The following is a 20150-nucleotide window of genomic DNA, read 5'->3' as shown; positions in this document are numbered from 1 at the left end:
TTAATTACCCTTCCTAAATTCCCCATTATCCACCTCTTTCAAGAATTTAATAACTCCTGGAAAATAGGTTTTAGGATCATCGTATTGCGAAAGATGACTTCCGTTAGGGCAAAACAAGAAACGTCCGTTTTGGACTTCATTGGCAATCCATTTCATGTGCTCTGGATCCATAGTATCGTATTTGGAACCAATACTTAAAGTTGGAACGGTCAGCGTTTTTAGTCTGTCTTTTATATCCCAATTTTTAAGAGTCGCATTCCCAGTAATGCCAAATTCACTATGGCCTTGCATGTACACATATACGTTAGGATTAATGTGCTTGAAACATCGGGTTATGGATTCAGGCCATTGCGCTTGTGGCATTCTCAAAACATGTTCTGTGTAATAGTATTCAAAGAGTAATTCGCTGTATTTTGGATTATCAAAATCATTATTTTTCTCCATATCCTGTAATTCTTTTAGGATTTTAGGATCCATTTGTGGAGCTAGAACATTTTGGGCGTACGCATTATATTCAGGAGCACTTGCCATCATGTTGGAAATAATCAAGCCTTTCAAGTTTTTTTGGTATTTCAACGCGTATTCCATAGCCAGAATGCCACCCCAAGATTGTCCCATTAGATAAAAATTAGAATTATCTAAACCTAATGCGATGCGTACTTGTTCCACTTCCTCAACAAAACGAGCGTTTGTCCATAAACTGTTGTCATTAGGTTGGTCGCTGTAGTACGAACCCAGTTGGTCGTAATAAATATATTCGATGCTTTCATTAGGAAAATAGCCGTCAAAAGCTTCGTACAATTCATGAGTCAATCCAGGACCGCCGTGTAAAAGCAGTACTTTTATTTTTGGATTATTGCCCACAGTCTTCGTCCAAACCTCAAAAGTCCCTTTCGGTGTTTTTATCGGGATCATTTTAATTCCGCCTGTGAGTTGGTCGTCCCGTTTGGAGAAATCTAAATAATTTGCTTTTATAGAATCGTCCTTTGGCTTTTGCTGACAATTAGAAAGGAACAGCATACTTATTACGGCGAAAATCAGGACTTTTAGTTTCATAACAGACGATTTTATATGGTCTAGTTGTAGATTTTGTGGAACAAATCGATGTATTTCTCCATTACAATTTTTCGTTTCAGTTTTAGCGTTGGAGTCAATTGTCCGCCTTCTATCGACCATAAATCTGGAGTCAATTCAAATCGTTTTATTTTTTCCCAATTCCCAAACTTTTCATTCAACTTATCCACTTCGAGTTGGATGCGCTCGATTACTTTTTCGTTTCCAATTATTTCTTCATTGCTTTTTCCAATATCGATTCCGTGAATAACACCCCATTCCTTGATAAATTCAAAACTAGGTTGAATAAATGCAGCGGGCATTTTTTGTCCATCCCCAATCACCATGATTTGTTCAATAAAGCGAGATTGCTTCATTGTATTTTCAATTAGCTGTGGTGCAATATATTTTCCTCCAGAAGTTTTGAACATTTCTTTTTTGCGGTCCGTGATTTTTAGAAAACCGTCTTGGTCAAATATTCCAATATCTCCTGTGTGAAAATAACCGTCTGTAATGACTTCATTAGTTAATTTTTCGTCTTTAAAATAGCCCATCATAACGTTTGGACCTTTACAAAGAATTTCACCATCTTCGGCTATTAAGACTTCTACATTATCAATAACTTTCCCTACTGTTCCCACTCTAAAACCATGATTTCTAAGATCATTAACGGAGATCACCGGAGAAGTTTCGGTCAAACCATATCCTTCCATAACTGGGATTTCGGCTGCAGCAAAAATCCGTGCTAATCTAGGTTGCAATGCCGCGCTTCCAGAAACCATTAAATCAAGGTTTCCGCCCAAGCCTTCTTTCCATTTACTAAAAATTAGTTTTCGTGCAATTTTAAGTTGGAACTCATACCAAAATCCATTTTTACCATACGGCTCATAGATTAGTCCTAAGTCAATCGCCCAAAAGAAGAGTTTCTTCTTGATGCCAGTTAATTCCGTTCCTTTTGCATAAATTTTATCGTACACTTTTTCCAAAAGCCTTGGAACAGCCGTGATAACTGTTGGTTTAACTTCTTTTAAATTATCGCTAATTTTTTCAATTGATTCTCCAAAGTACACTGAAACGCCATAATATTGGTATAAGTACAAGATCATTCTTTCAAAAATGTGACAAATAGGTAGGAAACTCAAAGCACGACTTCTCCCAGCTTCAAATGGAATTCTAGTTGCACTATCCAAAACATTAGACACAATATTCTTATGAGAAAGCATGACCCCTTTAGGTCTACCTGTTGTTCCGGAAGTATAAATAATTGTTGCTAAATCTTCGGTTTTTACATCGTTTTTTCGTTCTTCAACGGTATCTTGATTTCCCGTATCTACGCCTAGAATCAATAAATCATTCCAGTTTTTACACCCTTCAATTTCATTAAATGAGTATACATCTTTAAGAGAAGGCACTTTATCCTTAATCAAATTTACTTTTCGAAGCACTTCCGCATCCGATACAAAGCAATAAACAGCCTCAGAATGATTTAGGATATACTCATAATCTTCTTCAGAAATTGTTGGATAGATAGGGACGTTTTGGGCTCCCGTTTGTAAAATACCAATATCCATAATGTTCCATTCCGTTCTATTATTAGTGGAGATGATTGCAATTTTATCATTCTTTTGCACTCCCATTCTTAATAGTGCTCGCGATATCGCATTGGCTTTGGCAATATATTCTTGCGTAGATGTTTTTATCCATTCACCATTCTGCCTGCTTACTAAAGCATCTGGAATAGAATTGTACTTTTCTTGCTGATAATAAGGGAAATCAAAGAGGCGAGTGATATTTGTCATTATAAAAATATTGGATTTGTTTGCAAATTAAAAAAAAAATAAGGATAAATTTAATAAATCAGAATTTATATCGCAAAACTTTCATGGATTATTGAAAAGCAGCGAAATCGTTTTCGTCTGTAACGGCCTAACAGATTGATTTTAAATGTAAAAACGTTCCGATATATATGATTAGTAAAGCAATGTTAACTTGAACAGGAATAGTGCTATAAATTGGTTAAAAATTTTGGACAATAAGAAAATACAGTGGCAATCCTATCGTAATATTTATTGGAAAAGTTACCGCCAGAGCCATAGGTAAAAACAGTCCAGGGTTTGCTTTTGGAACGGTGATTTTCATTGCGGCGGGAACCGCAATATAAGAGGCACTTGCGGCTAGTACTGCAAAAATAAAACGATTGGTTATGTCCGTTGTTACCAGCGAGCTTAGAACTGCAAATAGGCATCCATTAAATAAAGGAATCAAAATTGCGAAAAGAAATGGAAACCATCCAAATGAAAAGAATGATTTGAGTTTTCGACCACTCGTTATTCCCATATCTAATAAAAATATAGCCAGAAATCCTTTAAATAGATCATTAGTAAATGGCTCAATTCCTTGGGCTTGTTTTTCACTGGCTAAGAATCCAATCACTAAACTGCCAAGGATAAGCAACACACTTCCGTTTGTTAAGGAATGTTTAAGGACGGTACTTTTTTCAATAGTAGTTGTTTTGTCTTTATTAAAAAAAGATATTAAAACCAGACCTATAATAATTGCAGGCGATTCCATTAAGGCCATTATGGCAACCATGTGGCCATGAAGTGCTAATTGCTGGGACTCCAAAAAAGAAACTGCTGTGACAAAAGTAACTGCACTAACGGATCCATAAGCCGCAGCAATAGCACCAGAATCAAAAACACTCAATTTTCGTTTAAGAATGAAAAAAGTATAGATTGGAATCGTGGAGGAGATAAAAATTCCAAACAGCATGGACCAAATAATTTCGCTCGTGAATACTTCATGTGATAATTCCTGACCCCCTTTAAACCCGATGGAGAAAAGTAGGTAAAGCGAAATAAATTTAGAGGAATTGGGTGGTATTTCTAAATCGCTTTTTAAATATACTGCTATGATTCCCAGTACAAAAAATAGTAATGCCGGATTTGTTAGATTTTCAATTAATAAATTAAGGTTCATGTTTTTTGATTAGTGGGATTTCGTTGCTACTTTTACGTTGTATTGGTTTACTTCTATTTAAGATATTTAAAATGCTATCTGATTTTAGAAAACTTCAATCTCATTCCCGTTTTTGACTCGTTAAAATCTCCATTATTAAATACGATTGTTCCATTGACTATTGTTTTTAAAATTTTACTTTTAAACACTTGATTTTCAAAAGGCGACCACTTGCATTTGTAAAGAATATTATTTGGAGTTACGGTCCAAGAGTTGTTAATGTCTACTAGAACTAAATCAGCATAATAGCCCTCGCGTATGTATCCTCTTTCTTTAATTCTATATATCAGGGAAACATTGTGGCACATTTTTTCTACGATTTTCTCTAAACTAATCTTTCCTTGATGGAATAATTCTAGCATTACAGGCAAAGCGTGTTGCACTAATGGTCCTCCAGACATAGCCTCAAAATAGTTGCCTGATTTTTCTTTGATGGTATGTGGTGCATGATCGGTTGCAATGATGTCTAATCTATTTTCTAAAAGGGATTGTAAGAGACCATCTTTATCGTGTTCTGTTTTTATAGCGGGATTCCATTTTATTTTAGAACCTAATTTTTGATAATCTTGGTCTGAAAACCAAAGATGATGAATACAGGCCTCTGCTGTGATTCGCTTTTCAGTAATTAGCGTTGTATTGTCTAATAAATTGGCTTCTGCCAAAGTCGAAATATGAAATAAATGCAGCCTGTTGTTGTGTTTTCGAGCGATTTTCAATACTCGTTCTGTAGCGGTCACACAAGCTTGCTCGTTTCTTATTTTGGGATGACAATCAAAAGGAATGTCGGCACCATATTGTTTACGGTACAATTCGGTATTTCTTTTGATGATAGCGTCATCTTCACTGTGCAGGGCAATAAGTGTTTCTGATCTTGAAAAGAGTTTTTCTAAAAAATCGGGGTAATTTGCCAGAATGCCTTCGTCATTATTAAAATAAAGTCCATCATCAGTAATACCGCAGACATTTTCAGTGTCCGTTTTCAAGGCTTCTTCTAAATTGTCTTTGTTGATTCCCATAAAAAAGGAATAATTGACTAAGGAAGTCTGAGAAGCAATGGTGTATTTGTCTTCCAGCAATTGTTGGGTTAAGGTATTTGGTATCGTATTTGGCATTTCCATATATGAGGTAATACCGCCCGCTGCTGCTGCTTTAGATTCTGAATAAATCGTTGCTTTATGGGTAAGCCCGGGTTCTCTAAAATGTACTTGGTCATCAATGATACCTGGCAAAAGGTATAACCCCTCTGCCTCTATGATATGGGCTTCATTATCTGTAATATCATTTGAAATGGTTTCGATACGTTCTCCAACAATCAAAACATCAGTAATTTTCATTTTACCTTCATTGACTATAGTCGCATTTTTAATTAAAATCCTCATTAGTTATATGTTTTTGGCAGCTCTTTCCAAACGATCATTAATTGTTCTTCCTAGGCCATTATCTGGGAAACGTTCTGCAAGGATAATATCGATTTGCATGCTATCTAATTCATGCAGTGAAGCATATAATTTTGAAGTTGCTTCTTGAAAATTGCCAGAAGGAGAAAGAATAATTTGGCATGCAACGTCTTGCTCTTTTTCGGGTTGTTTAAATAGTAATAATCCAATTTTTTTATTTGGAAACAGCTTAATCTGATCTAAAACGTTGGTTGTTAGAAATAAAGTTGATTTAGGCGCATAATGTCTTGACAACATGCCAGGCGCTTCAGGCGCATTTTCGTTTTTGTTTAAAAGAGATACAGGTCCTACAATTTTTTCAATTTCTTCTTTTGATATGGCTCCCAAGCGATAAATAATTATTTCATCCTTATGAAAGCCAACAATTGTTGATTCTATTCCTGCTTTGCATACACCGCCATCTAAAACCATCGGGAGTTCGTCTCCAAAATAGTTCTCAACATGCTCCGCTGAAGTTGGACTAATAGAACTAAATGGGTTTGCACTAGGCGCTGCTACCGGAAAATCTAGCTTGTGCAAAAGGGATAATGCAACAGGATGATTTGGGATTCTAACGGCAACTGTTGGTTTTCCAGCAGTTATGCGATTTGGGACCGATTCATGCTTTTTTAGTAAAAGGGTTAGTGGTCCAGGCCAAAATATTTTTGCCAAAATTCTCGCAGATTCAGGTATTTCTATGGCTACTTTATTTAAATCCTCTATTTGTTTAATGTGTACAATTAAAGGGTTAAATGACGGTCTTTGCTTTATGCGGTAAATGGTATCAATTGCTTTCTCACTATAGATATTTCCTGCTAAACCGTAAACCGTTTCTGTGGGAAAACCAATGATGTCTTCCTTTTTTAAAAGTTCGACAGCGAGTTCAATATCACTACTAATCATAATTTATTAGGGGTTGCAAAAATCACAATACATTGGATCTTCAGTTAATTTTTTATTTGGAAATTTGTCTTCTTTTGTAAAAGAGCATTTCTGACAGGTGTAAATATAGCTTAAAGTTGATCGAGTGGCACAATGGCACAAATCGCAGGGTAAACCTGGTGTAGCATCGGTAATTCCAAATCCTGGTGTAAAGCATGCTGGGCAACAAGATTGTATTTTTTCGATGAGTTTTTTGGTAGCCTTCTCAATTACTTTCATTCGGGTTGGGTTGTACATTGCCCGCATATCCGTTTCAATGTAAGCCATGCCAAATCGCTGTATGAATTTTTGAAAAATGATGTTTAGGGTTTCCCAATCTGTGATTCCTTTTTCAACTTCTGTACAATCATCCTTTGTTTTTTTTACAATTAAACCATGGGAAGGAAAATTCACTTTTTCAGCAAATTCCCTTAATTGTAATTCAGTATTAATCTCAGCTCCATTAAAGTTCGTTTCGAGACTCAATTCTCGGGCAATAATTTCTATCTTATTTTTTTTGTCAAGGAATAGAACTATTTCATCATTGGCGTGAGCAAAAAAAAGGGAGGGATGAGGTCCAAAGGAACCTTCGCTAGCGATTACCATGTCGCAATCTGTGAGCGCCAAGGCCGTCAAGCATTTATTTCTAACTGTTGTAATAGGATCGTCCTTGCGTTCTATTTCGCCAGTGAATGTTCCAAGTAAATCCGAATCAAAGTCTGAAATAACAAAACAGTGAACACCTAGTTCTTTTTCAAATAGGGGAGCTATTACTTTTTCTTTCTCGTGCTTAGTGGCAATGAGTAACTTTCTTTCTGCGAACATGTGTTATTCAATTGTAATCAAAATATCAGTATCTATTTTTATTTTTAGATTTTCTTTAGTAGCGTAACTTATAATTTGATCTATAGTTGCTTTCGCTTCCGTGAGTTCTATTACTCTTTTTAAACCCGCTTCGTCAGCTGTTCCTGATCGTATATCAGAGCTAAAGTTTTTGAGGTTATGAAAATTAATTTTTGTGTTGATCAGATTAAATAAAACTTCTTTGGCTTCTTCATTTGTGAATGACCCTTTAGTCAATTGAATTTTTTGGATTTTTTCCATTTGTGAAAATTGGTTTAATAGTGTTACAGGATGGTAAACGAATAAGGTTTAATAGCGCTATGAAAATTATGCCATAAGATAGTTCGCTCAATATTAAATCATCAAGCTGAATTGTGCTCATTATAGCTATAATTAAAACCGTAGTCCAGAGCATTAGCATCAAAAAAGATCGTGTTAGTTTCATGTTTTATCGTGGGATTTATTTGTTGTTAATTGATAGAATTGATAATAAAGTTACAGGGCAATAATAATTTTTGATTGTGAAAGCTGCGTAGCTAGTAACTCGTCAATTAATATGGTGATTACTAGAGCTGAAATTAAAACGGCAGTCCAGAGCATTATTTTAAAAGTTGATTTTGTTAGTCTCATTTTTTATGGAAAAGTAGCAGTACGCAAGAGAATTGTCAAGTGGCGTAAACGCTATGGTTTGCAATACTAATTTTTTTATGATTTGTGATTTTTAAGGTTATTTTGCTTTATGAAGTGGAATTACTTCGCTTAACTTATAATTTTTCAAAAAGTTAAGCGAATGTCATAAGCACCTACATGCATCATTAAAATCCTATTATTTGGTTACTAATTCAAAATATTAGAAAAGTAAATGGTATAGAGCAAATTCCAGCGCACGCCTGCGTGCGGCAATTCCTTTTTTATAATTTTTTGTTTTTCATTTCAAAAATAATCGTACTAAAATACTTTGTTGTCTATGTAAAAGAGTCGCCTCTTTTATAACAGCAAATTTGAGTATTTTTGTTCATAAATTTTTATTTATATTTGCAATACTAATCATTAAATAAATTTATGAATTATACTTTACATCAACTTCAGATATTTTTAAAGGTTGTAAAAACGCAGAGCGTCACAAAAGCGTCCGAAGAGTTGCACCTAACACAACCTGCGGTATCTATTCAGCTCAAAAATTTTCAAGATCAATTTGACATTCCCTTAACCGAAGTGGTAGGTAGAAGGTTGTATGTGACCGATTTTGGAAATGAAATTGCTGAGGTTGCAGAAAAAATAATAAATCAAGTCGAGGCCATTAATTTTAAAACGATGGCGTACAAGGGGCAATTAACTGGCCGGTTAAAAATTTCTATTGTTTCGACAGGCAAATATATCATGCCATTCTTCTTAGCAGATTTTATCAAAGAACATTCCGGCATCGAATTGCAAATGGATGTAACCAATAAAAGTGGAGTGATTACTAGTTTGGAAAAAAATGAAGTAGATTTTGCCTTGGTGTCTGTTTTACCTACGACTTTAAATATTGAAAAATTAGATTTGCTTCAAAATAAATTATATTTGGTCGGTGATTCTAAAACAGAATTTAAACGGGCTACAAATTTAAATGAGATATTCAAAGATATTCCGCTAATTTATAGGGAAAAAGGGTCTGGCACGCGCCAAACCATGGAACGTTTTATCGAGCGAAATGCTGTTGTTATTCAAAAAAAAATGGAACTTACTTCTAATGAAGCAGTCAAGCAAGCGGTGATAGCAGGATTAGGATGTTCTATTATGCCTTTGATTGGAATCAAAAATGAGTTATCCAATCAGGAACTGCAAATTATTCCTTTTAAAGGGTTACCCATTAAAACAACCTGGAGTTTGATATGGCTAAAAGGAAAAAAACATGGTCCAGTAGCTGCTGCACTCTTAGAATATATGAATAAAGAAAAGGACAATATTGTTAAAGAAAAATTCAATTGGTACGAGCATTATTAGTGTTTAAGCCATTTTTCAAATTATATAATAAATGATTTACAGGTTTCATAGTACTAGTGTTAAAGTGTTTTACAAGTACAAATTAGTTTTAAATACTTTTTTAAAACGATACCAGTTTTATTTTTGTGAACTAGTAAGTCCTTCATTGGAATGATATAACGGTAAATAGTAGGCACGCATAGTATGTTTACTTATATTTGTTTCAACTAAAATTTAAAGTAATGATAAAGCCCACGCTAAGCTCTCTTTTAAACATTGACAGACCGCTGATAATGGCTCCCATGTTTCTGGTTTCGAATACTAAAATGGTAATTGAAGGAATGAAAGCAGGTGTGGCAGGTTGTATACCCGCTTTAAATTACAGAACATTAGAGGAATTACGCGCTTCAATTGTGGAGCTTAGAGCTGCTAAAGTTCCCGGTGGTAGTTTTGGATATAATTTGATTGTCAATAAATCCAATATAAAATACAAAGACCAATTAGCTGTTTTATGCGCCGAGAAAGTAGATTTTATAATCACTTCTTTAGGTTCACCCGCAGAAACTATTAGTGCCGCACATAAAGTAGGAATCAAAGTTTTTTGTGATGTTACCGATTTGGCTTTCGCCAAAAAAGTTGAAAGTTTGGGTGCCGATGCTTTAATTGCAGTTAATAATTTGGCTGGAGGACATAGAGGAAATCATTCGCCAGAAAATTTAATAAAGGAGTTGAATGTGAACACGACATTGCCAGTTATTTCCGCAGGTGGCGTGAGTAATAAAACGGATTTAGATCAAATGTTACGGTATGGTGCAGTAGGCGTATCTGTAGGTAGTCCATTTATAGCCTCAATCGAATCAGGTGTTTCTGAAGAGTACAAACAAGCTTGCGTTGATTATGGTGCTAAAGATATTGTTCTAACTGAGAAAATATCTGGCACACCTTGCACGGTGATCAATACACCTTACGTTCAAAAAGTGGGAACGAAGCAATCTTGGATCGAAAGAACTTTGAGCAAGAATAAAAGTCTGAAAAAGTGGGTAAAAATGATTCGCTATCTCTTAGGATCTAATGCCGTTACCAAAGCAGCTACCGAAGTGACCTACAAAACAGTTTGGGTGGCTGGTCCTACCATCGAAAACACGGTTGCAATACGACCCGTTGCCGCAATTGTTGAAACACTGACGGTTTGATTTTATACCATTTGATGGGTGTCCATTTTAAACTGGATAGACTGCTCGCAACCTTTTCCCAAGTATATTGAAACACAATATTTATCCTGAAGGCTTATTGTTACAAAATGTAAAAAATCCTTTATATAATAAAATCCTTGTGCTCTTTTGCGTTTCCTTTTTTCAAGTTGGGATTGTTTAGTGTTAAATGTGCAAATATATTTCTATAAAAAAACGCTCTCTTTCGAGAACGCTTTTGGTATTTTGAAAAAAAATTATTTCTTATCAATCCATTTCTTAGCATTGACAAAGGCTTCATGCCAAGGTGAAACTTCGTCGTTTCTATCCTTTGGATAATGAGCCCAATTCCATTGAAAAGTAGAACGCTCAATGTGCGGCATCATTACTAAATGGCGGCCTGTCACATCACAAAGCATCGCGACATCATAGTGAGATCCATTCGGATTTGCTGGATAGCCTTCATAAGCATATTTAGCTACAATATTGTAATGCTCTTCACCTAATGGCAATTCAAATTTACCTTCACCGTGAGAAACCCAAACGCCTAATGTGCTTCCAGCTAAACTAGACAATAGTACTGATTTATTTTCCTGTACTGTTACGGATGTAAAAATACTTTCGTGTTTGTTACTATCGTTGTGTAACATCTTTGGCATTTGCTCGTGCTCTGAATGTATTAATTCCAATTCAACAAACAATTGACAGCCGTTACAAATCCCCACAGATAACGTATCTTCTCTTTTGAAAAAGTTTTTCAAGGCAGTATTCGCTTTTTCATTGTATTTGAAAGCTCCAGCCCAACCTTTAGCTGAACCTAAAACATCAGAGTTAGAGAAACCTCCAACAGCTCCAATGAACTGAATGTCTTCTAAGTTTTCACGTCCTGAAATCAAATCAGTCATGTGAATGTCTTTGACATCAAAACCAGCTAAGTACATTGCATTTGCCATTTCACGCTCAGAATTACTTCCTTTTTCACGAATGATAGCTGCTTTTGGTCTCTCGGCTGCACCCGAAGTGACAGGTAATTTACCAGTGAAGTGTTTAGGGAATGTAAACTGTAATGGTTGGTTTTTATAGTTATCGAAACGCACTTGAGCCATTCCATTTTTAGATTGTTTTTGGTCCAACAAAAAGGAAGTTTTAAACCAAATATCTCTATATTTTATAATATCTAATTTGTAAGATCCAAGATCCAGAGTGGCTTCGGTCGTAGCATTTCCTAATTTATAGAAAGCAACTCCAGTAGCGTTTAATTTAGCTTCGATAGTAGAATTATCTTTCGCTTGGAAAACGATTCCGATATTTTCAGAGAATAAATATTTAACGCTATCTTTTTCTTCAAAAACAGAGCAATCTATTTTTGCACCTAAATTCACATCGGCAAAGCACATTTCCAATAACGTAGTAATCAAACCACCGCTTCCTATATCGTGTCCTGCAAGAATTTGATTGTCTAAAATTAACTCTTGGATGGTGTTGAACGCATTTTTAAAGAAAGCCGCATCTTTGATTGTTGGTGTTTCATTTCCAATGGCGTTCAAGGTTTGTGCAAAGGAAGAGCCTCCTAATTTGAATTCGTCTTGCGATAAATTGATGTAATATATAGAACCACCGTCTTTTTGAAGAACTGGCTCTACTACTTTTCTAATATCGATGCAGTTCCCACCTGCCGAAATAATTACCGTTCCCGGCGCAATCACTTCGTCATTTGGATATTTTTGTTTCATCGAAAGCGAATCTTTTCCTGTTGGAATATTGATTCCCAATTCTATTGCAAAATCCGAACAACCCTCTACTGCTGCATACAGACGGGCGTCTTCACCTTCATTTTTACAAGCCCACATCCAGTTAGCCGAAAGGGAAATACCGTCCAAACCTCCTTTAATTGGTGCCCAAACAATATTCGATAATGATTCGGCAATCGCATTTCTACTTCCTGCAACAGGGTCAATTAAAGCTGAAATAGGGGCGTGACCTATAGAAGTCGCAATGCCTTCAATTCCTTGATAATCCAAAGCCATTACACCACAATTATTCAAAGGCAATTGTAACGGTCCAGCTGTTTGTTGTTTGGCTACTTTTCCGCCCACACAACGATCCACTTTATTGGTCAACCAGTCTTTACAGGCTACGGCTTCTAGTTGTAAAACTTGCTTTAAATAGGTAGAAATATTTTTTACATCATATTTTAAAGCAGGATAATTGTAAGTAATTGTTTTATCATTCATTACCGTTTTTGGAGAACTTCCAAAGAAATCTTCCAAAGCATAATCCATCGGTTTAGCAGCAGTAGATTTTGAAGCGAAAGTAAAACGGTGGTCGCCTGTTACATCGCCTACTTGGTACATAGGAGAACGCTCTCTATCGGCCACTCTTTGTAACAAAGCAATATCTTTTTGACCAATAACTAATCCCATTCTTTCTTGAGATTCGTTACCAATGATTTCTTTTGCCGAAAGGGTAGGATCGCCCACAGGCAATTTATCTAAATCAATTAATCCACCGGTTTCTTCCACTAATTCTGAAAGACAGTTTAAATGTCCACCAGCGCCGTGATCGTGAATGGAAACAATGGGGTTATGGTCGCTTTCCACCAAACCACGAATGGCATTAGCAGCCCGTTTTTGCATTTCTGGGTTCGAACGCTGAATCGCATTCAACTCAATTCCCGAACCAAAAGCGCCAGTATCTGCAGAGGAAACCGCAGCACCACCCATTCCGATTCTATAATTTTCTCCGCCTAGGATAACAATTTTATCGCCTTCTTGTGGTTTTTTCTTAATTGCTTGATCTAATTTTCCGTATCCAATTCCTCCCGCTTGCATGATGACTTTGTCGTAACCAATTTTGCGATTGTTTTCTTGATGTTCGAAAGTTAAAACAGAACCTGTAATAAGCGGTTGTCCAAATTTGTTTCCAAAATCAGAAGCTCCATTTGAGGCTTTGATCAAAATGTCCATTGGTGTTTGATACAACCATTTTCTTTCTTCCATTCCTTGTTCCCAAGGTTTACTCTGAACAGATTCTTGATCTTCCAATCGAGAATATGAAGTCATATAAACTGCAGTTCCAGCTAATGGTAACGAACCTTGTCCACCTGCTAAACGGTCGCGAATTTCTCCGCCAGAACCTGTTGCAGCGCCATTGAACGGCTCAACGGTGGTTGGAAAATTATGTGTTTCTGCTTTTAACGAAATAACCGAATCAAATTCCTTGATTTCGTAAAAATCAGCTTTATCAGCGCTTTTTGGAGCAAATTGTTGCACTCGTGGCCCTTTTACAAAAGCCACATTATCTTTGTATGCTGAAACAATGTCGTTCGGGTTTTCTTGAGATGTTTTTTTGATTAATTTGAAAAGAGATGTTTCTTTTTCTTCGCCATCAATAACAAATGTTCCGTTAAAAATTTTATGACGACAGTGTTCTGAATTGGCTTGGGAAAAGCCAAATATCTCAGAATCGGTTAATTTTCTTTTTAATTTTACAGCTAAATTATCTAGGTATTCCACTTCCTCAGAACTTAATGCCAAGCCTTCTTTCTTGTTGTAGCCATCAATGTCTTCAATATTCAGAATAGGTTGCGGTTGCACGCGGATCGTGAAAATTTCCTGATTTAATTCCGTATATTTTTGGGAAAGCATCGGGTCAAAATCCGTAAAATCTTCGGCTACTCTATGAAATTCCTCAATCCGGATGATTCCAGTAATACCCATGTTTTGCGTTATTTCAACAGCATTGGTACTCCAAGGGGTTACCATTGTGGCACGAGGTCCAACAAAAAAATCCGTCAATACGGATTTTTCAATTTTATTTGAGTCGGCAAAAAGCCAGTTTAGTTTTGAAATGTCTTGAGCCGAAATCCCGATCGCAGTCGGGACGTTTTGTGTTTGCTTCGTCAGTTCGCTTTCGCTCGTGTATACTGCAAAAACAGTTTTGCTTTGGTTTTCAAAGAAATGGATCATTGTTGTGTAGTTTGTTGTATTGCGGTGCAAATTTAGTCAATTAAGATTAAATTTTAAAGAAAAAAAAAGCGGCAAATTTGCCGCTTTCTTAATTAGTTGATTATTAATTTCTTTATAACTGAATCCGAATCCATACTAACTCGAACCAAGTAGGTGCCTTTTGCAATGTTTGGTACCCTTATTTCTGAATTGGTGCAATTTTCTTCTGCATAAATCTTTTGACCAATAAGCGAATAAACTGCAATGGAGTACATCCTATTTGCGTTGTTGACAAAGAAAGTTCCATTAGATGGATTGGGATAAATTGCAATTGCGTTTATAGCTACATCAGTTGCTGCTTTAGGTTCTTTGACAACGATACGGCTTCCTAAATTAGTACAAGTATCCGATGCAAAGGAGTCCCATTGTACCGCTTTATTGAAAGTTGTTGATGGAGCGGTGATGGTAATTTTTCTTCGAATGGTTGCATCAGCGGCAAAGTTGGCAGTTCCGCCGTTAAAGGTTCCTATAATATCAATAAGAATTCCATTTTTAAATAAGCCGACAGCATCATTTCCGTTAAAAGCCATTTCACCTGCTGAAGTTGAAAGATTAGCGGAGCTTATTGGGTAACAACTGGATGCCATTAAACTATTTACAATGGTGAACTTACTTAAGTTATTTAAAGTTCCCGTTAGAGCTAATCCTGTACTCCAAGATCCTGCGCCATTGGTTTGTTTTTTGATGCTGTAAACTGATAAGTTGATGGAAGCACCCGTTGCATTTGAAATCTCCAACGCTTTATTATTGGAAGAACCTTCTATGTATTCAGAGAATAATAAATCGGTTGCAGTGGAGCTTGAACTTGTAGTCACATTCAATGTGTTGCTGGCGAGCGAAAGATTGCCAGCTGCATCTTTTGCTTTTACAGAGAAGGAGTAGGCAGTAGAAGCTGTTAATCCAGTAATGGTTGTTGTAAGTCCAGTTGTTGTAGTTTTTAAAACACTATTTTGGTATAGGTTGTATCCAGTGACAGCAGTATTGTCAATTGACCCCGACCAACTTAATGAAATGGAGTTCGTTGTTTTTGCAGTAGATACTAGGTTAGCTGGAGCAGTGGGAGCTTGGGAATCAGCCGTTGGATTCCATATTGCTTGTACATATTCCGGATGGTCAATGTAAGGATTTCTATTTTTTTGGATTGCAAATATAGCATTGTTGCGCGCTATTTCTCTGGCGCTAACTGGATCTTGATTGTGCCAAGTAATCAGTAAATTTAAAAATGCTGTAGTAAATACTTGGTTACTTGAGTTATTAAACATAGCATAAGAATATCCTGCAACAGTATTTTCATAACGGGTTGCAAAATAAAAGTACATGCGTGCAATATCCCCTTTGAATTCGTTAATGGGTTCAAAAATAGGTCCTGTATATCCAGATAGCGTGCTGGCTCCAAGCTTGCTTCCATTTAAGGAGGTCCAAGTAGGAGAAGTCACTGGACCATGAGGGTAATTGGAACGCTGTCCGTTTACTTTTCCATCGGTTGGTGTTATGAAATGCGCATCGGAAACCATTGGGGCAGCGGAATTGAAAGTAGATTGCGGAATGATATGTTCTCTATTGTAACAATCGCCTTCTACGCTATAAGTACCGCATCTTTGCGTTGTCCCTGCAGTATACGAGTAAGGATCTGTTCCTGCTGGCTTTTCAGAATACATGTCTAAAATGGTGCCGTCATTTTCATAGTAATAATCCCTATCAGATGTTTGATACGTCGTATACAATCCTGCATATCCGGGGTCAGTATGTCCTTTGATAATGTTGTATAATTGCGTTTTTAGGGTGTAGCCGGTTCCAGTCGAAGTGGCGTAATAGCCGCTTGGTATTTGAGCTATCGCTGCTGTTACAACAGGAAGTAATAAAATAGAGTAGATTTTTTTCATAGGGTACTTTTATTTGGTTAGTTTGGGGTTACTTTCAGTCAATAATGCTTTATTTTTAATTTTTATTTTGCTGAAATTGCGCAAATTTATAACTTTTATTGTATTTTATGTTAAGGGATTGTTAATTTTATTATGATTTTCTTAACATAATTATTTTCATAAGGAAGAAAGTAGCTTTCGTTTGTAAAAAAAATAGAAACAAAATCGAGGAAGCTATTTTGTACTAGAATCGAAAAGTTTTTTCCGAAAAATTAAAAACAAAAAAAGCGGCAATAGGTGCCGCTTTAAATGAATTGTTTAATTTTTAAACTAGTTTACAATAAGTTTTTTAGTAACTGATTTTGTATCGGTAGTTATTTTAACTAAGTAAACTCCTTTCTGAAGATTGTTGATAACAGCAGAAGAACTGTTTGTAAAATCTTTTTCAAAAACTTTTTGACCTAAAACAGAAAATACTTGAACATTGTAGTTCTCATTTGGATTTTCGAAATTTATTTTGACATTTCCACTGGATGGATTTGGATAAATATTAAAACTCTTTGTTTCTAATTCATCAACGCTAAGTGAGGCGGAGCATGTCCAAGAAAGATCGTCAAATTTTACACGATTTGATGTGCTACTGTTTCCTGAAATGCTTATGATTACATTTCCGGTTACATTTATTCCTGAAATAGTTGTTGTAGTCGCGGTTGTACTGTAAGGTATGGTCCCAACTTCAACTCCATTGACATTAAGTTTGAATGATCCTGCGGTTCCAGAAAAAACAAGTTGGGTAGTAACGGTCAAATCCTTGATGCCATTAGCAACAGACGAAGAGGAAAGAGAACCATTTCGTATTGTTATTGCTCTAGAATTCAATGTTTGGTCGGTACGAGAATCTGTAGATGTCCATGAAATTCCCGCGTTAGTCCAGGTGTGTGTAACATAGGAACCTGAATTTGTAGGAATGGTTTGAAAATCTTCCGATGCACAAAAAGTAGTGCCTGCATCTGGAGCTTTAGTGACACCCTCTACCGAAGTGCTAGCAATTGAAGAATTTCTTTCAGCATCTCTGCTTATAACATAGAATGTATATGTTGTAGATGCAGCTAAACCATTTACAGTGGCTGTTAATCCAGTTTCAGTTGTTTTTAAGGTGCCGTTTACATATATATCATAAGCCGTAACTGCAACATTATCCGTTGCAGCTGTCCAAGTCAAGGTTGCAGTGTTAGCGGTAGTCTCAGTTACTGTTACGTTTGCCACAGCAGTCGGTGCTTCTGTATCAACTACTTCAATTTTCCAAATAGCTGTTACATAATCAGGATTGTCAATATAGGGATTTCTATTGTTTTGACGCGCATAAATAGCGTTGTTACGCGCAATCTCTCTCGCACTTACTGGATCTTGATTGTGCCAAGCCAACAATTGATTTAGAAATGCTGTGGTAAATACTTTATTAGTTGAATTATTGAACATTGGGTAATTGTATCCGGCAACTGTATTTTCATAACGAGTTGCAAAATAGAAATACATTCTGGCAATATCTCCTTTGAATTCATCAATTGGTTCAAAAACAGGACCGGTATAACCAGCAGTTGTACTGGCTCCAAGTTTACTTCCGTTAAGAGTAGTTTGAGTTGCAGTTGCTACTGTAGAATGTGGATAATTGGATCGGATTCCATTTACTTCTCCGTCAGTAGGAGTAATAAAATGCGCATCAGAAACCATCGGTGATGCTTGGCTAAATATAGATTGTGGTATGATGTGTTCTCTATTGTAACAATCTCCTTCTTTTACGTAACCACTAGGTCCGCATCGTTGCGCTGATGCAATGCTGTACGTGTATGGATCTGTTCCCGCTGGATTCTCGGAATACATGTCTAAAACCGAACCATCTTTTTCAAAGAAATTATCAATATCTGACGTTTCATAGGTCACATAAAGATCTCCGTAGCTAAGAACTGTATGATCTTTAATAATGCTGTACAACTGTGTTTTTAAAGTGTATCCGCTTCCTGTGGCAGTTGTGTAATAGCCAGTTGGCGCTTGTGCAAAGCCGGCTGTAAAAAGAAACAATAAGAGTAGCGAGTAGATTTGTTTCATAGTTTAATTTTTGGTTTAAAAATGAATTTTTATATTAAATTGGAATTTGATCAAAACTACTATTTATATCACAGATTCATGTTACTAGATGTTTAAATAAATGAAGATTTTTAATATTCTATTCTGTTGTAGATAAATGTTTTCTATTTGGGAAAGGCTTTGCTTTGATACGCTCCCATATCAGGCGGTAGCGTTCTTGTATTCCCTAAAATATCTAAGGGAATCAAATAAACCGAATTCCCTTTTGCGAAAGCGGATGAAGATGCATCGATGTTCAATTTATGCTGTGATACACTCAAAAATTTAGGGTCTTTATTCAAAATTATACCATTATAATGTGCTGTGTCGGTAGTGAATTGATAATTGGGATTGGTGGTAAATGGGTTGGACACGTTGTCAAATTTGATGAGGCAATGGTTGAACTGGTATTCAAAAGTAGCTTCACTTTTTTTATTTAGAATCATTTCATTTGAATACGAACCATAAATGATGCAATTATTGAAAGTAGCTGCAGTGAGGTCTCGCGCTTCGGGAATTGCTCCCGTACTATTGTTGCTAATTAAAACGGCTACTTGTTGCGAACTATTCCAGTTGTTATTAAAAGTACAATGAGAGAATTTATAATTTCCTCCATATGTACACGCTAAACTCGCTTGTCCAGCATTGTTGCTGACTACGTTTTCGGCATTGATTTTAGCGGTCTGCGCCAAAATTCCGTAGTTTGCTGAGTTGTAAATTTGTGTATTTTTGATTGATACCGTGGTGCCATCATTATTTTGAATCAACAACCCTATGGTAGCATTTTTTATTGTGAGGTTTTTTATTGTGTTATTTGTGCTGCCGTCAGTAAGCCAAATCGTTCCCCATTGTCCTGGTACGTTTGAAAAATTAGGTTCTAAACGGTCGCCTTCAAAGATGACTTCGTTTTCGAGCTTGTCCGTTGTAGAAAGCGCTCCATTGACTTGTATCGAAGCTTTATTGGCTACAATAAGTCCAGAATTAGCATGAAAATGCACTCTGGTTCCGGCTTCAAAAGTGGCTGTTTTATTCGAAGGAATCGCTGCATAACCATAAATCACGTACGGTTTTTCATTTGTAAATTGCAATTCATTTCCATTCACAGGATCATTTTCGTCCAGATAAAAGCCATCTATTTTTTCGTTACCAATAGGAAGTGTTTCCGTCGTTCCATCGGCAAAACGTTTGGGGTATAGGAAAACGGCGTCTTGAATAAGGGTTACCAATTCTACTTTTTGTAGCTTCTCGCCACTGTCAAATTGAATTTGATCCGTATATAAAAAATCGGTTGCGTTAGCGTCAGCACTACTAGCGGTGGTTTCTATAAAAATATACAAACTGTCTTTCGCCAATAAATCGACATTGTTAAAAATTTTCCCATTTGTTCCCTGCATTCCATCTACGGACATGCGGTATTTAGAATTCAATCCTTTTCCTAAACTAATACTAGGGATAGTGATGTCATTCTTACTTTTATTGTAGACTTTGAGTCGGTACGTGCTAGAACCAATGTTTGAGAACACAGTGTCGAGGTAAATAGTGTCTTTGGAAAACTCTAAATCACCTGTGCTGGCTACGGTCTCAAAATCAGAACGACAGGAACACACCGAAAGTACAATTCCAATAAAAAACAATATTATTTTAGGACGCATCTCGTTATATTTTTTGTAAAAATAGGAAAAATCTATTTTCGAAATTAGAATAACAATTGTATTTCCTGTTTTGTGACTT

The 20150-nt window shown here is 36.2% G+C and carries 14 protein-coding genes; 2 read left to right on the top strand and 12 right to left on the bottom strand.

Going from position 1 to position 20150, the window contains the following annotated elements:
* The 8 genes from BUA03_RS04365 to BUA03_RS17045 form a co-directional block, all read right to left on the bottom strand.
* The gene (locus tag BUA03_RS04365; protein ID WP_066078507.1) at window positions 1-1056 is read right to left on the bottom strand and encodes a proline iminopeptidase-family hydrolase; all 1056 of its coding nucleotides are present in this window, start codon (window positions 1054-1056) and stop codon (window positions 1-3) included.
* 20 nt (window positions 1057-1076) lie between these two features.
* Window positions 1077-2852 carry an AMP-dependent synthetase/ligase gene (locus BUA03_RS04360; RefSeq protein ID WP_066078509.1) on the bottom strand — a complete coding sequence of 592 codons (1776 nt, stop codon included), beginning with the start codon at window positions 2850-2852 and terminating at the stop codon, window positions 1077-1079.
* Between the two features lie 217 nt (window positions 2853-3069).
* Entirely contained in the window at window positions 3070-4032 is a 963-nt protein-coding gene (locus BUA03_RS04355; RefSeq protein WP_066078511.1) for a sodium-dependent bicarbonate transport family permease, read from the bottom strand.
* A gap of 74 nt (window positions 4033-4106) precedes the next feature.
* Complete coding sequence (locus BUA03_RS04350; protein WP_066078514.1) at window positions 4107-5450, bottom strand: dihydroorotase; 1344 nt, start codon at window positions 5448-5450, stop codon at window positions 4107-4109.
* A gap of 3 nt (window positions 5451-5453) precedes the next feature.
* On the bottom strand, window positions 5454-6410 hold the full coding sequence (locus BUA03_RS04345; RefSeq protein ID WP_066078519.1) for an L-threonylcarbamoyladenylate synthase: 957 nt from the start codon (window positions 6408-6410) through the stop codon (window positions 5454-5456).
* Between the two features lie 6 nt (window positions 6411-6416).
* On the bottom strand, window positions 6417-7253 hold the full coding sequence (locus BUA03_RS04340; RefSeq protein ID WP_066078521.1) for a DUF6671 family protein: 837 nt from the start codon (window positions 7251-7253) through the stop codon (window positions 6417-6419).
* Between the two features lie 3 nt (window positions 7254-7256).
* On the bottom strand, window positions 7257-7532 hold the full coding sequence (locus BUA03_RS04335; RefSeq protein ID WP_066078525.1) for a hypothetical protein: 276 nt from the start codon (window positions 7530-7532) through the stop codon (window positions 7257-7259).
* A 234-nt stretch (window positions 7533-7766) separates the two neighbouring features.
* The gene (locus BUA03_RS17045; protein WP_262489197.1) at window positions 7767-7901 is read right to left on the bottom strand and encodes a hypothetical protein; all 135 of its coding nucleotides are present in this window, start codon (window positions 7899-7901) and stop codon (window positions 7767-7769) included.
* A 432-nt stretch (window positions 7902-8333) separates the two neighbouring features.
* Here BUA03_RS17045 and BUA03_RS04330 point away from each other — a divergent pair, with 432 nt between their 5' ends.
* Together BUA03_RS04330 and BUA03_RS04325 are read left to right on the top strand one after the other, a co-directional pair.
* Window positions 8334-9257, top strand: a complete 924-nt coding sequence (locus BUA03_RS04330) for a LysR family transcriptional regulator (RefSeq protein ID WP_066078528.1) — start codon at window positions 8334-8336, stop codon at window positions 9255-9257.
* Window positions 9258-9478: 221 nt separating this feature from the next.
* Window positions 9479-10429 (top strand): NAD(P)H-dependent flavin oxidoreductase, encoded by a 951-nt coding sequence (locus tag BUA03_RS04325; RefSeq protein ID WP_066078532.1) that lies wholly within the window; start codon window positions 9479-9481, stop codon window positions 10427-10429.
* 254 nt (window positions 10430-10683) lie between these two features.
* Here BUA03_RS04325 and purL read toward each other — a convergent pair whose 3' ends face one another.
* The 4 genes from purL to BUA03_RS04305 form a co-directional block, all read right to left on the bottom strand.
* Window positions 10684-14394: a phosphoribosylformylglycinamidine synthase gene (purL, locus tag BUA03_RS04320; protein ID WP_066078535.1), complete on the bottom strand. Its 3711-nt coding sequence runs from the start codon at window positions 14392-14394 to the stop codon at window positions 10684-10686.
* A 92-nt stretch (window positions 14395-14486) separates the two neighbouring features.
* Window positions 14487-16316: an endonuclease gene (locus BUA03_RS04315; protein WP_066078538.1), complete on the bottom strand. Its 1830-nt coding sequence runs from the start codon at window positions 16314-16316 to the stop codon at window positions 14487-14489.
* Between the two features lie 309 nt (window positions 16317-16625).
* The gene (locus BUA03_RS04310) at window positions 16626-18401 is read right to left on the bottom strand and encodes an endonuclease (protein ID WP_066078540.1); all 1776 of its coding nucleotides are present in this window, start codon (window positions 18399-18401) and stop codon (window positions 16626-16628) included.
* Between the two features lie 143 nt (window positions 18402-18544).
* Window positions 18545-20071 (bottom strand): right-handed parallel beta-helix repeat-containing protein, encoded by a 1527-nt coding sequence (locus tag BUA03_RS04305; protein ID WP_066078543.1) that lies wholly within the window; start codon window positions 20069-20071, stop codon window positions 18545-18547.
* Between the last annotated feature and the right edge of the window lie 79 nt (window positions 20072-20150).

This window comes from Flavobacterium fryxellicola, from assembly GCF_900143245.1.
Classification (GTDB): Bacteria; Bacteroidota; Bacteroidia; order Flavobacteriales; family Flavobacteriaceae; genus Flavobacterium; species Flavobacterium fryxellicola.
This window is presented reverse-complemented; position numbering and strand designations above follow the sequence as displayed.

Bases quoted from the DNA above. Each gene is read 5' to 3' on its own strand.
- BUA03_RS04365 (WP_066078507.1), bottom strand. From the start codon at position 1,056: ATGAAACTAAAAGTCCTGATTTTCGCCGTAATAAGTATGCTGTTCCTT.
- BUA03_RS04360 (WP_066078509.1), bottom strand. From the start codon at position 2,852: ATGACAAATATCACTCGCCTCTTTGATTTCCCTTATTATCAGCAAGAA.
- BUA03_RS04355 (WP_066078511.1), bottom strand. From the start codon at position 4,032: ATGAACCTTAATTTATTAATTGAAAATCTAACAAATCCGGCATTACTA.
- BUA03_RS04350 (WP_066078514.1), bottom strand. From the start codon at position 5,450: ATGAGGATTTTAATTAAAAATGCGACTATAGTCAATGAAGGTAAAATG.
- BUA03_RS04345 (WP_066078519.1), bottom strand. From the start codon at position 6,410: ATGATTAGTAGTGATATTGAACTCGCTGTCGAACTTTTAAAAAAGGAA.
- BUA03_RS04340 (WP_066078521.1), bottom strand. From the start codon at position 7,253: ATGTTCGCAGAAAGAAAGTTACTCATTGCCACTAAGCACGAGAAAGAA.
- BUA03_RS04335 (WP_066078525.1), bottom strand. From the start codon at position 7,532: ATGGAAAAAATCCAAAAAATTCAATTGACTAAAGGGTCATTCACAAAT.
- BUA03_RS17045 (WP_262489197.1), bottom strand. From the start codon at position 7,901: ATGAGACTAACAAAATCAACTTTTAAAATAATGCTCTGGACTGCCGTT.
- BUA03_RS04330 (WP_066078528.1), top strand. From the start codon at position 8,334: ATGAATTATACTTTACATCAACTTCAGATATTTTTAAAGGTTGTAAAA.
- BUA03_RS04325 (WP_066078532.1), top strand. From the start codon at position 9,479: ATGATAAAGCCCACGCTAAGCTCTCTTTTAAACATTGACAGACCGCTG.
- purL (WP_066078535.1), bottom strand. From the start codon at position 14,394: ATGATCCATTTCTTTGAAAACCAAAGCAAAACTGTTTTTGCAGTATAC.
- BUA03_RS04315 (WP_066078538.1), bottom strand. From the start codon at position 16,316: ATGAAAAAAATCTACTCTATTTTATTACTTCCTGTTGTAACAGCAGCG.
- BUA03_RS04310 (WP_066078540.1), bottom strand. From the start codon at position 18,401: ATGAAACAAATCTACTCGCTACTCTTATTGTTTCTTTTTACAGCCGGC.
- BUA03_RS04305 (WP_066078543.1), bottom strand. From the start codon at position 20,071: ATGCGTCCTAAAATAATATTGTTTTTTATTGGAATTGTACTTTCGGTG.